We start from the raw sequence: 12,073 nt of genomic DNA on the forward strand, positions 1-12,073 counted from the left end.
AAGTCGTAAAGCGCTAAAGGTAGGGCCGCTCACGCCGATAGTGGGAGATCGGCGGCAAAGAAGCGATGCATTCGTAGGTTGTTTGAATCGATAAAAGGAAGAGCGACGTGTTTGGCGAGAAGTTTGGTGAATCCTGGCAACCGCGTGTCCTGATCCTGGGTCTGGGAGAGTCCGGCCTGGCGATGGCACGTTGGTGCGCGCGTTACGGCTGCCGCGTCCGTGCGGCAGACACGCGCGCGTTGCCGCCGAGTGCACCGAACGTCGCCACGCTGTACGCCGAAGCCCCGCAGGCCGAGTTTGTCGGCGGCGCATTTGCCGATCGCATCGACCCGTTGCTCGACGATATCGAACTGATCGGCATCAGCCCCGGTCTCTCGCCGCTCGCGTCCGATGTGACCGCGCTGCTGGCCGAGGCCGCCGAGCGCGGCATTCCCGTGTGGGGCGAGATTGAATTCTTCGCGCAGGCGCTGCGCCATATGCAGGCGACCAGCGGCTACGCTCCGAAGTTGCTCGCGATCACCGGCACGAACGGCAAGACCACGACAACGAGTCTGACCGGTTTGCTGTGCCGTCGCGCCGGCAAGCGTACGGCCGTGGCGGGCAACATCAGCCCGTCCGCACTCGATCGTCTGACCGAGTGCATCGCCGACGCAACGCTGCCCGACGTCTGGGTGCTCGAACTCTCCAGCTTCCAGCTCGAGACCACGCACTCTCTCGCCCCGGACGCAGCGACCATTCTTAATATCACGCAAGACCATCTGGACTGGCACGGCGACATGGATTCGTACGTTGCCGCCAAGGCCCGCATCTTCGGGCCACAGACCGTTCGCGTGCTCAATCGCGACGATTCGCGCGTGATCGCCATGGCGTCGCCCGAGGCGAATGTCGTGACGTTCGGCACGTCGGCGCCCGATGCCGTGGGCGATTTCGGTCTGGAGATGGAAGGCGGCATGTGGTGGCTGGTGGAAGGCATCACGCGCGACGATGCGCCGCCCGCGCCGAAGCGCCGTAAGGCGAACGCCGAGCAGGCCGTCGTCGAAGTGTTCGGCAAGCGTCTGATGCCGGCCGATGCGCTGCGCATCCGGGGCCAGCACAACGCGTCGAACGCGTTGGCGGCGCTGGCACTCGCCCGTGCGATCGACCTGCCGATGGCCAAGCTGCTGCATGGCCTGCGCGAATACCCGGGTGAGCCGCATCGCGTGCAACTCGTGGCCAGCATCAACGAAGTCGAGTACTACGACGACAGCAAGGGCACCAACGTCGGTGCCACGGTCGCCGCGATCACCGGTCTGGAAAAGAAGCTGGTGCTGATTTTGGGCGGCGAAGGCAAGGGGCAGGACTTCTCGCCATTGGCCAACCCGGTCGCGCACCATGCGCGCGCCGTGTTCCTGATTGGCCGCGACGCCGGTTTGCTGCGCGAAGCGCTGACCGACACGGGCGTCGATCTGATCGACGCGCCGACGCTCGAAGACGCCACGCGCGAAGCCGCCAAGCTGGCCCAGCCGGGCGACGCGGTGGTGCTCTCGCCGGCGTGCGCGAGCTTCGACATGTTCCGCAACTACGAGCATCGTGCGCAGGTATTTCGCGACACCGTCATTGATCTGGCCGCCGACGCGGGGGTGATGCTATGAATCGTCTCAAGTCGTTCTTCAGCAAGAAGCGTCAGGCGGGGTTTGCCGGCGCGGGTACGGCCACGGCACCGGGCGCGGCAACCACGGCGGCGAGCCGCACGCTGGGCAGCATCAAGCCCACGCGCTCGCGCATGCTCGAATACGATCACGCCCTCGTGTGGGTGGTGATTACGCTGCTCTCGCTGGGTCTGGTGATGGTGTACTCGGCATCGGTCGCACTGCCCGATTCGCCGAAGTACAACGGCTACTCGACGTATCACTTTCTCGGCCGCCACATTGTGTCGCTCACGATCGGGCTGACGGCGGCCGTCATCACCTTCCGCATTCCGGTCAAGACACTCGACAAGCTCGCGCCCAAGGTCTTCCTGCTCGCGTTGCTGCTGCTCATCATCGTGCTGATTCCGCACGTGGGTAAGGGCGTGAACGGCTCGAAGCGCTGGATTCCGTTTGGCGTGTTGAACCTCCAGCCGTCGGAAATCATGAAGCTCGCGGTGACGCTGTACGCCGCGAACTACACCGTGCGCAAGCAGGAATTCATGCAGAGCTTCGGCAAGGGCTTCCTGCCGATGGGCATTGCCGTGGTGTTCGTGGGTCTGTTGCTGCTGCTCGAACCGGACATGGGCGCGTTCATGGTGGTGGCCGCTATCGCCATGGGCATTCTCTTCCTCGGTGGCGTGAATGGCCGCCTGTTCGGCGGTCTGGCGCTCACGGCGGTCGGCACGTTTGCCATGCTGATCTGGCTCTCGCCATGGCGTCGCGAGCGGATCTTCGCGTATCTCGACCCGTGGCGCGAAGACTACGCGCTCGGCAAGGCCTATCAGTTGACGCACTCGCTCATCGCGTTCGGTCGCGGCGAATGGACTGGCGTGGGGCTGGGCGGCAGCATCGAAAAACTGCACTACCTGCCCGAAGCGCATACCGACTTCATCCTCGCCGTGATCGGTGAGGAGTTCGGCTTCGTGGGCGTGCTGGTGGTGATCCTGCTCTTTTACTGGCTGGTGCGCCGCGCGTTTGAAATCGGCCGTCAGGCACTGGCCCTCGAACGCACGTTCGCCGGCTTGCTGGCCAAGGGCGTGGGCGTGTGGCTGGGTGCGCAGACCTTTATCAACATGGGCGTGAATCTGGGCCTGCTGCCGACCAAGGGGCTCACGCTGCCGCTGGTCAGTTACGGCGGCTCGGGCATCTTGCTCAACTGTGTGGCCGTGGCGATTTTGCTGCGGGTGGATTACGAGAACCGCGTGCTGATGCGGGGAGGAAAAGTATGACCGAGCGCGCTACCGCGATGCCGGCACCGGAGAAGAAGACACGCACGCTGCTGGTCATGGCCGGCGGCACGGGCGGTCACGTCTTTCCGGGCCTCGCGGTTGCCAATTTTTTGCGCGTGCAGGGCTGGCGCGTGGTGTGGCTCGGCAATCCGAACGGCATGGAAGCGACGCTCGTGCCGAAGTACGACATTCCGATGGAGTTCGTGAAGTTCGGCGGGCTGCGCGGCAAGGGGCTGATGACCAAGCTGCTGCTGCCGTTGAATCTGCTGCGCGCCTTTGCGCAAAGCTTTGCGGCGGTGCGTCGTGCCAAGCCGAGCGTGGTGCTCGGCATGGGCGGTTACATCACGTTCCCGGCGGGCATGATGGCGTCGCTGCTGGGCCGCCCGCTGGTGCTGCACGAACAGAACTCGGTGGCGGGGCTGGCGAACAAAGTGCTCGCGCGCGTGGCAGACAAGGTGCTGCTGGCGTTCCCCGACACGATCGAGCGCGGCGAGTGGGTCGGTAACCCGATTCGCGCCGATTTCGACGACATGGCACCGCCGGCCGAGCGTTACGGTGCCCGTACCGGCCCGCTGCGCATTCTGGTGGTGGGCGGAAGTCTGGGCGCGACGGTGCTCAACGAGATCGTGCCGAAGGCGCTGGCCAAGCTGCCGCGCGAGACGCGTCCGCAGGTCACGCATCAGGCGGGTGTCAAACATATTCAGACGTTGCAGGCGAATTACGCCGCAGCGGGGGTGACGGTCGAAGCGCTGCCGTTCATCGACAACATGGTCGAGGCCTACGCCGCAGCGGATCTGGTGATCTGCCGGGCGGGCGCGATGACGGTGGCCGAAGTGGCCGCCGCCGGGGTGGCGGCGCTGTTCGTGCCGTTCCCGCACGCGGTCGACGATCACCAGACGACCAATGCGCGTTTCCTCGCCGATAAGGGCGCGGCAACGCTGATCGATCAGCGCGAGCTGTCGGTCGAGACCCTGGCCGAGTGGTTGCGCCGTCAGACGCGCGAATCGCTGCTCGCGATGGGAGAGAAAGCCAGGGCGCTCGCCAAGCCGGACGCCACCGAACAAGTGGCGCGCGTGTGCGCGTCCCTGGCCAAGGATTGAAATGAAACACATCGTCAAACACATTCACTTTGTCGGCATCGGCGGCTCGGGTATGAGCGGCATTGCCGAGGTGCTGCTTAACCTGGGGTATCAGGTCAGCGGCTCCGATCTCGGCGACAACGCCGTGACGCAGCGCCTCGTGGCGCTTGGCGCACGCGTCGCCCGCGGCCATACGGCCGGGAACATCGACGGCGCGGATGCCATCGTGGTGTCGACTGCCATCACGGCAGACAACCCCGAAGTGCTCGCGGGCCGTGCCCGTCAGATTCCGATCGTGCCGCGCGCGCTGATGCTCGCGGAACTCATGCGGCTGAAGCAGGGCATCGCCATTGCCGGCACGCACGGCAAGACCACGACGACGAGTCTGGTGGCCAGCGTGCTGGGACAAGGCGGGCTCGATCCGACCTTCGTGATCGGGGGCCGCCTGAACAGCGCGGGTGCCAACGCCAAGCTCGGCACGGGCGACTTCATCGTGGTCGAGGCCGACGAGTCGGACGCCTCGTTCCTGAATCTGAATCCGGTCATCGAAGTCATCACGAACATCGATGCGGATCACATGGATACGTACGGGCACGACTTCGCGCGGCTGAAGCAGTCGTTCGTGGCCTTCACGCAGCGCCTGCCGTTCTACGGGATCGCGGTGCTGTGCGTGGACGATTCGAACGTGCGCGAAATTCTGCCGTTCGTCTCGAAGCCGATCGTGCGCTACGGCTTGTCGGAAGACGCGCAGGTGCGCGCCATCAACGTGCGCGCTGATGCGGGCCGTATGTGCTTCACCGTGCTTCGCACTTTCGGCGATGGTGCACCGCCGCTGGATATCACGCTGAATCTGCCGGGCGAGCACAACGTGCGCAACGCGCTGGCGGCGATTGCGATTGCGACCGAACTCGAAGTGCCCGACGCCGCGATTCAACAGGCGCTGGCCGAATTCAACGGCGTCGGCCGCCGTTTCCAGCGCTACGGCGAAATCGCACTGCCGCAAGCGAACGGTGGCGGCTCGTTCACGCTGATTGACGACTATGGTCATCACCCGGTCGAGATGGCGGCGACGCTCGCTGCCGCCCGGGGTGCGTTTCCGGGGCGTCGCATCGTGCTGGCATTCCAGCCGCATCGTTACACGCGCACGCGCGACTGCTTCGAAGACTTCGTGAAAGTGTTGTCCGAAGCCGATGCCGTGGTCCTCGGCGAAGTCTATTCGGCGGGCGAAGCGCCCATCGTGGCCGCCGATGGCCGCGCACTCGCGCGCGCGTTGCGGGTGGCGGGCAAGGTAGAACCGGTTTTCGTGGAAGACGTCGCGCTGTTGCCCGACGCCATTTCGCAGGTCGCCCGTGCGGGCGACGTTGTCATCACCATGGGTGCCGGCTCGATCGGCGCGGTGCCCGCGAAGTTGCAAGTTCAGCAAGGAGTTTGACGTGAGTGCTTTCGATCCGAAACGTTTTGGCAAAGTTGGCGTCCTGATGGGCGGACGCTCGGCCGAGCGTCAGATCTCGCTGATTTCGGGCAATGGCGTGCTCGAAGCCCTGCGCTCGCGCGGGGTGGATGCCCACGGTTTCGATACCGGCATGCATGACCTGGCCGCGCTGGCCGCGCAGAAGTTCGACCGCGTGTTTATCGCGCTGCACGGCCGCTACGGTGAAGACGGCACGTTGCAGGGCGCGCTCGAACATCTGGGCATTCCGTACACCGGCAGCGGCGTGTTGGCGTCTGCGCTGGCGATGGACAAGGAAATGACCAAGCGCGTGTGGATCAACGAAGGGCTGCCGACGCCGCGCTTCACGATGCTCAACGCCGACAGCGATTTCGACGCCGTGGCGCGCGATCTCGGCCTGCCGCTGATCGTGAAGCCGTCGCGCGAAGGTTCGACCATCGGTTTGACGAAGGTCACCGAGGCATCGCAATTGAAGGCGGCGTTCGAGAAGGCCGTCGCGCTCGATCCCGACGTGCTCGCCGAAGAGTTCATCGACGGGGACGAGCTGACCGTGCCGGTGCTCGGCGTGGGCACCAAGGGTGCTGCCGCAGCGCGTGCGCTGCCGGTGATCCGCATCGTCGCGCCGGACGCGAACTACGACTACCAGAACAAGTATTTCAAGGACGACACCCGCTACGAGTGCCCGCCGCCGTTGTCGGTCTCGTTGCAGGAAGAAGTGCAGCGCATCGTGTTGCGCGCGTACCTGGTGCTGGGTTGCCGTGGCTGGGCGCGTGCCGACGTGATGCTGCGCAAGCGCGACAACAAGCCGTATCTGTTGGAGATCAATACGTCGCCGGGAATGACCGGCCACTCGCTGGTGCCGATTTCGGCGCGGGCGGCGGGCCTGTCGTATGAAGACCTGGTAGTTGAAATTCTGGCAACTGCGACGCTCGATCTGCATCCGAACGCGCAGTGGAAACCTGAGTGACATCTTGAATAACGCGTTGAAGAACGCCCTGATACGGAAAGCGAATCGCCATGTGGCAAAACGTACGCCTGCTCAACGCCATCGCGAGTGCGCTCGTCGCACTCGTCGTGCTGGCGGCGCTCGCGGCGGGCGGCCATTGGCTGATTCAGCGACCGATCTTCACGCTCAAGGCGATTCAGATCGACGGGGATGTGTCGCACATCAACGGGCCGACCTTGCGTGCGAATGCGGTGTCGCGGTTGAAGGGCAACTTCTTCACGATCGATCTGGATGCCACGCGCGCGGCGTTCGAAGCAGTGCCCTGGGTGCGTCATGCGAGCGTGCGTCGGGTATGGCCGAACCAGCTCGCGGTGTCGATCGAGGAGTACAAACCGCTGGCGACGTGGAACGACGGCCGTCTGGTGAGTGTGGACGGCGAACTGTTTGCGGCAAATCTGGCCGAAGCGGAGGACGACGGCAAGTTGCCGGAATTCGCCGGTCCGCCGGGCAGCGAGAAAGATGTGACGGCGCGGTACTACGACTTCGTGAAGTGGTTCGCGCCGCTAAATATGAAACCCGAAGCGATCACGCTGTCGAACCGCTACGCCTGGGGCGTGCGGTTGGCAGGGGGGCTGCAACTGGCGTTGGGACGCGAGCGTACGCCCGAGACCCTCGTTACACGCAGTCGACGTTTTGTGCAGGCGTATCCGCAGGTAGCGGCGCGCTGGGGCAATCAGATCGAGTATGCCGATCTGCGTTACCCGAACGGTTTTGCGGTACGGGCTGCGGGCATGCGTTTCTTGAGCGAAGAGCAGGCCAAGAAACTCGCCGCAGCACCGCCGCAGAAGCGGGATTCGCAAAAGCCGGCAGCGAAGAAGCCTGCCGCCCCGGTGAAGCGAAGCCAGTGAGACTTCAGGACTTACACACGCTATGAGCAAAGATTACAAAGATCTGTTGGTCGCCCTTGATATCGGCACGTCGAAAGTCGTGGCGGTGGTGGCCGAGCTGCGCCCTGAAGGCCGTTATGAAGTGATCGGTCTTGGCCAGAGTGAATCGCGGGGCCTGAAGAAGGGCGTCGTGGTGAACATCGAGGCCACCGTGCAGTCCATTCAGCGCGCGCTTGAAGAAGCCGAGCTGATGGCCGACTGCAAGATCACCAACGTGTTCACGGGCATTGCCGGCAGCCACATCCGCAGCTTCAATTCGAGCGGCATGGTGGCGATCAAGGACAAGGAAGTGACGCAGGCCGATGTGGCGCGCGTCATCGAGACGGCCAAGGCGATCAACATTCCGACCGATCAGCAGGTGCTGCATATCCTCACGCAGGAATTCATCATCGACGGTCAGGAAGACGTGCGCGAGCCGATCGGCATGAGCGGCATCCGTCTCGAGGTGAAGGTGCACATCGTGACCGGCGCCGTGTCGGCCGCACAAAACATCGTGAAGTGCGTGCGCCGCTGCGGTCTCGAAGTGAACGACCTGATTCTGCAACCGCTGGCGTCGAGCATTTCGGTGCTGACCGAAGACGAGAAAGAACTGGGCGTGGTGCTCATCGACATCGGTGGCGGTACGACCGATATCGCGATTTTCAGCGAAGGCGCGATTCGCCATACGGCCGTCATTCCGATCGCCGGTGACCAGATCACGAGCGACATCGCGATGGCCGTGCGCACGCCGACGCCCGACGCGGAAGACATCAAGATTCAGCACGGTATCGCCAAGCAATCGCTGGCCGATCCGGACGAAATGATCGAAGTGCCGGGCCTTGGCGAGCGCGGTCCGCGCACGCTCTCGCGTCAGGCACTGGCGGCCGTGATCGAGCCGCGCGTGGAAGAACTGTTCTCGCTGGTGCAGCAGGTCGTGCGCGAGTCGGGATACGAAGAACTGCTGTCCTCGGGCATCGTGCTCACGGGCGGCGCCGCGATGATGCCGGGCATGGTCGAACTGGGCGAGGACATCTTCCTCAAGCCCGTGCGTATCGGCGTGCCGGAGTATGCGGGCGGCTTGGCCGACGTGGTGCGCAGCCCGCGCTACGCGACCGCGATGGGCCTGCTGCTCGAAGGGCGCTCGCAACGCATGCGCGGCCGCAAGGTCGCCGTGCAATCGGGACAAGCGAACCAGGTGTGGACGCGCATGCGCGACTGGTTCTTCAGCAATTTTTAAGTCGTTTTATTGAGTTGTTTGAGGGGTGTGGATTCGGTGTTGAACCCACGGGCGGCTTACCCGAGCGGCGCGTGATCAGGCAGTGCCGGATCTGTTTTTAATTCACTGGAGGCGCTATGAACTTCGAAATGTTGGAAACGGAAACCAACGGCACCATCATCAAGGTGGTGGGTGTTGGTGGCGCTGGCGGCAATGCCGTCCAGCACATGATCAACCGCGGTGTACAAGGCGTGGAATTCATCGCCATGAACACGGACGCGCAGGCACTGGGCCGCTCGCAGGCCTCCGTCAACATCCAGCTCGGCAAGACCGGTCTGGGCGCTGGCGCGAAGCCGGAGATGGGCCGTGCCGCAGCGGACGAAGCGCGTGAGCGCGTGGCCGATGCCCTGCGCGGTGCGCACATGGTGTTCATCACCGCCGGTATGGGTGGCGGTACGGGCACGGGCGCAGCACCGGTGGTCGCGCAGATCGCCAAGGAGATGGGCATCCTGACGGTGGGTGTGGTCTCCAAGCCGTTCGAGTTCGAAGGTGGCAAGCGCATGCGTGTGGCCGAGACCGGCGCGCAAGAGCTGGAAGACAACGTCGACTCGCTCATCGTGGTGCTCAATGACAAGCTGTTCGAAGTCATGGGCGACGATGCCGAAATGGACAAGTGCTTCCAATGCGCGGATGACGTGCTGCACAACGCCGTGGCCGGTATCGCCGAAATCATCAACGTCGACGGTTTGGTGAACGTCGACTTTGAAGACGTGAAGACGGTGATGGGCGAGCAGGGCAAGGCCATGATGGGCACGGCGACGGTTGCCGGTGTCGATCGTGCGCGTCTGGCCGCCGAGCAAGCCGTGGCAAGCCCGCTGCTGGAAGGCGTGGACCTGTCGGGCGCGCGTGGCGTGCTGGTCAACATCACGGCCTCGCGTTCGCTGCGTCTGTCGGAAACGCGTGAAGTGATGAACACCATCAAGAGCTATGCCGCCGAAGACGCGACCGTGATTTTCGGTACCGTCTACGACGACAAGATGGGTGATGCACTGCGCGTGACCGTGGTCGCAACGGGCCTGGGCCGCGCCGTCGCGAAGAAGGCTGCTGCACCGATGACGCTGCTCAAGACCGGTACCGACAATATGCCGATCGCGACCGGCCATGTGCCGAACGTGGGTCAGGCCAGCGGTACGGACTACGGCGCGCTCGATACGCCGGCCGTGTGGCGCAGCACGCGCGAGACCGCAGCCTCGCACGTTGCCGCATTGCAGGAAAAGGGTGTCGACACGTACGACATTCCGGCCTTCCTGCGCAAGCAAGCCGACTGACAGGGTTGCGCGCGGGCCGGGTACCAGTGCCTGGCGCCGCCGCACCTTGGGAATCGCGAGACCTACGCAGGTCGTCGTGAGGACTTGTCGCCGCCCTATGAACCATACCTTTCGGTGTGGGGAAGGCGCGCCGCAGTACGAGTCTGAAAGGCGATACGGCAAGGTTGTTGCGTGGGTTGATGTCTCGTCGTTGCGACAACCAGAGTCGCATGAGAGGTCAACGCGCGACAGATGACGGACGTTACGGGTAAGCGTCCGCCATCCCTGACCCGGTCTCGCGAGTCTGTCCCCCGTCCACCGCGGCATGCCTCCGTCGCGGTGGACGGGGTGCCCTGCACCAGCGCGTCGATGTTCTAGGATGAACGTTGAAGGGCGCGAGGGGCCCCCGAGAGGTAATGGCCTTCGCTGGAATGCGAAATGGCTTGTTTCGTATGACGGGATATTCGGAATGTGTATCCGTGAGGCACAATCCAAAATGTTTAGTAACGAATCGTTGTGTTTGTGGCACAGCGATGAAGGCGCCGATCTGATATAATTCGATCTATGGTCATTAGCGTCTGATAGTTTTAATAAATAGCATGCTCAAGCAGCGCACTCTCAAATCCATCGCCAAGACAGTCGGCATCGGCTTGCACTCCGGTCGCAAGGTCGAGTTGTCGCTGCGTCCGGCGCCGCCGCACACCGGCATCGTCTTTTGTCGTACCGATCTGAATCCCCCTGTGGAGATTCCGGCGTCGGCGATGGCGATCGGCGACACGCGTCTCGCGTCGGTGTTGCAGAAGGATGGTGCGCGTGTTTCCACCGTGGAACACTTGATGTCGGCATGCGCCGGGCTGGGCATCGACAATCTGTATGTCGATGTGACCGCCGAAGAAATTCCGATCATGGACGGCAGCGCTGCAACGTTCGTCTTCCTGATCCAGTCGGCCGGCATTGAAGAGCAGCCCGCCGCCAAGAAATTCATCCGTGTGACCAAGCCGGTCGAGATTCGCGAAGGCGACAAGTTCGCCCGCCTCGATCCGTTTGAGGGCTTCAAGCTCAAGTTCACGATCGATTTCCGTCACCCGGCGGTGGACCGCACCGGTCAGGCGCTCGAAGTCGATTTCGCGGAAACGTCCTACGCGAAGGAAATCGCCCGTGCCCGCACGTTCGGTTTCGCGCATGAAGTCGAAATGCTGCGCGAACTGGGCCTCGCCCGCGGCGGCAGTATGGACAACGCGATCGTGCTCGACGAGTACCGCATTCTGAACAACGATGGCCTGCGCTACGACGACGAGTTCGTGAAGCACAAGATGCTCGACGCGATCGGCGACCTGTATGTGATCGGTCACCCGTTGCTGGCGTCGTACACGGCATACAAGTCGGGCCACGGTCTGAACAACCAGTTGCTGCGCGAGCTTCTCGCACAGGAAGCGTTCGAAGTGGTGACGTTCGAGCGTGCCGAAGACGCACCGCGCGGTTTCCAGTTCGAACCGCAAACGCAATTCGCATAAGTCGCGCACGTCACGCGCGGGTTACGCGCCGCACCGCTTGCCGGTGCGAATGTAACAAAACGAAAGCGCCGGTTTCCCGGCGCTTTTTTATTTGACGCGCAACAAGTTTCGGTCGCCGGTGATTGCCGTGAAGCTCAGGGCTTGCGGGTGCCGCCGTAAGAGTGTCGCGCCACCAGCCGGGCCAGTGCGTCGCGAAGCGGCGACGGTTCCAGCAAATCGCGCAAATCGCGCAGACTCACCAGACCTTGTCGCGGCAGGCGGGCTTCCTTGGGTGGTTTGGGCGGTTCCGGCGCCGTGATGCTCACGCGGATGCGAATCGTACGAATCAGCCAGCCGCGCTTGGCGAGGCCTTCGATCAACGAAGGCGTTTGCTGGCGCAAGCGCGCGGCCAGTGCATTGTTGGCGACGAGAAAGACGAGCGCCCCATCGCGTGGCGGTGAGACCCGCACGCTAGCGGTGAGCGGCGCCGGCAGCAGCGCATGCACATCACGCTCCAGGCGGCCGAGCTGTTCGGCGGCGGCCAGCAGCGATCCTGCGCCGTCGGAAGTCGATAAAGACGCGGATAGCAGGGCGTTCAGCGGGCGGGCAACACGGGGTGCTTTGCGTCGTTTCATATGGTGAGACAGAGAATGCCTCATATTCTACCCCGCGATCGGGCGTGGACCCGGCGGGCGGCGAGAAACCAAGGCTGTCCGAGATGCCAAGGCGCCCGGGCGTATCACCGCAGCATGCTAGAATC

Annotated in this window: 10 protein-coding genes; 9 read left to right on the forward strand and 1 reads right to left on the reverse strand. The window is 63.6% G+C overall.

Going from position 1 to position 12,073, the window contains the following annotated elements; genetic code table 11:
* The first annotated feature begins 107 nt into the window (after positions 1-107).
* The 9 genes from murD to lpxC all read left to right on the forward strand — a co-directional run bounded on the left by murD (position 108) and on the right by lpxC (position 11,334).
* Positions 108-1,631, forward strand: coding sequence for a UDP-N-acetylmuramoyl-L-alanine--D-glutamate ligase (murD, locus tag CDV44_RS01330; protein WP_087686360.1), 1,524 nt, complete (start codon positions 108-110; stop codon positions 1,629-1,631).
* A complete protein-coding gene (gene ftsW / locus CDV44_RS01335) occupies positions 1,628-2,896 on the forward strand; it encodes a putative lipid II flippase FtsW (RefSeq protein ID WP_058376195.1) in 1,269 nt (422 codons plus the stop codon). Before murD ends, ftsW begins: the two co-directional genes overlap by 4 nt.
* Positions 2,893-3,996: an undecaprenyldiphospho-muramoylpentapeptide beta-N-acetylglucosaminyltransferase gene (gene murG, locus CDV44_RS01340; protein ID WP_371328716.1), complete on the forward strand. Its 1,104-nt coding sequence runs from the start codon at positions 2,893-2,895 to the stop codon at positions 3,994-3,996. The genes ftsW and murG overlap by 4 nt, the downstream gene beginning before the upstream one ends.
* Position 3,997: 1 nt before the next feature.
* Positions 3,998-5,407 (forward strand): UDP-N-acetylmuramate--L-alanine ligase, encoded by a 1,410-nt coding sequence (gene murC, locus CDV44_RS01345; RefSeq protein ID WP_087686361.1) that lies wholly within the window; start codon positions 3,998-4,000, stop codon positions 5,405-5,407.
* A 1-nt stretch (position 5,408) separates the two neighbouring features.
* Complete coding sequence (locus CDV44_RS01350; protein WP_084656438.1) at positions 5,409-6,392, forward strand: D-alanine--D-alanine ligase; 984 nt, start codon at positions 5,409-5,411, stop codon at positions 6,390-6,392.
* 50 nt (positions 6,393-6,442) lie between these two features.
* The gene (locus tag CDV44_RS01355) at positions 6,443-7,279 is read left to right on the forward strand and encodes a cell division protein FtsQ/DivIB (protein ID WP_058376192.1); all 837 of its coding nucleotides are present in this window, start codon (positions 6,443-6,445) and stop codon (positions 7,277-7,279) included.
* Positions 7,280-7,301: 22 nt separating this feature from the next.
* On the forward strand, positions 7,302-8,534 hold the full coding sequence (gene ftsA, locus CDV44_RS01360) for a cell division protein FtsA (RefSeq protein WP_010806905.1): 1,233 nt from the start codon (positions 7,302-7,304) through the stop codon (positions 8,532-8,534).
* 116 nt (positions 8,535-8,650) lie between these two features.
* A complete protein-coding gene (ftsZ, locus tag CDV44_RS01365) occupies positions 8,651-9,841 on the forward strand; it encodes a cell division protein FtsZ (protein WP_058376191.1) in 1,191 nt (396 codons plus the stop codon).
* A gap of 578 nt (positions 9,842-10,419) precedes the next feature.
* The gene (lpxC, locus tag CDV44_RS01370; protein ID WP_087686362.1) at positions 10,420-11,334 is read left to right on the forward strand and encodes a UDP-3-O-acyl-N-acetylglucosamine deacetylase; all 915 of its coding nucleotides are present in this window, start codon (positions 10,420-10,422) and stop codon (positions 11,332-11,334) included.
* A gap of 134 nt (positions 11,335-11,468) precedes the next feature.
* On the opposite strand, the gene CDV44_RS01375 is transcribed toward lpxC, so the two are convergent.
* Positions 11,469-11,948: a DciA family protein gene (locus CDV44_RS01375; protein WP_087686363.1), complete on the reverse strand. Its 480-nt coding sequence runs from the start codon at positions 11,946-11,948 to the stop codon at positions 11,469-11,471.
* Between the last annotated feature and the right edge of the window lie 125 nt (positions 11,949-12,073).

The sequence above is a fragment of the Pandoraea sp. PE-S2R-1 genome (assembly GCF_002179865.1).
GTDB lineage: Bacteria > Pseudomonadota > Gammaproteobacteria > Burkholderiales > Burkholderiaceae > Pandoraea.

What these genes read in the sequence shown, in the direction of transcription:
- murG (WP_371328716.1), top strand. Translation starts at nt 2,893, where the DNA reads ATGACCGAGCGCGCTACCGCGATGCCGGCACCGGAGAAGAAGACACGC.
- murC (WP_087686361.1), top strand. Translation starts at nt 3,998, where the DNA reads ATGAAACACATCGTCAAACACATTCACTTTGTCGGCATCGGCGGCTCG.
- lpxC (WP_087686362.1), top strand. Translation starts at nt 10,420, where the DNA reads ATGCTCAAGCAGCGCACTCTCAAATCCATCGCCAAGACAGTCGGCATC.
- ftsW (WP_058376195.1), top strand. Translation starts at nt 1,628, where the DNA reads ATGAATCGTCTCAAGTCGTTCTTCAGCAAGAAGCGTCAGGCGGGGTTT.
- ftsZ (WP_058376191.1), top strand. Translation starts at nt 8,651, where the DNA reads ATGAACTTCGAAATGTTGGAAACGGAAACCAACGGCACCATCATCAAG.
- ftsA (WP_010806905.1), top strand. Translation starts at nt 7,302, where the DNA reads ATGAGCAAAGATTACAAAGATCTGTTGGTCGCCCTTGATATCGGCACG.
- CDV44_RS01355 (WP_058376192.1), top strand. Translation starts at nt 6,443, where the DNA reads ATGTGGCAAAACGTACGCCTGCTCAACGCCATCGCGAGTGCGCTCGTC.
- CDV44_RS01375 (WP_087686363.1), bottom strand. Translation starts at nt 11,948, where the DNA reads ATGAAACGACGCAAAGCACCCCGTGTTGCCCGCCCGCTGAACGCCCTG.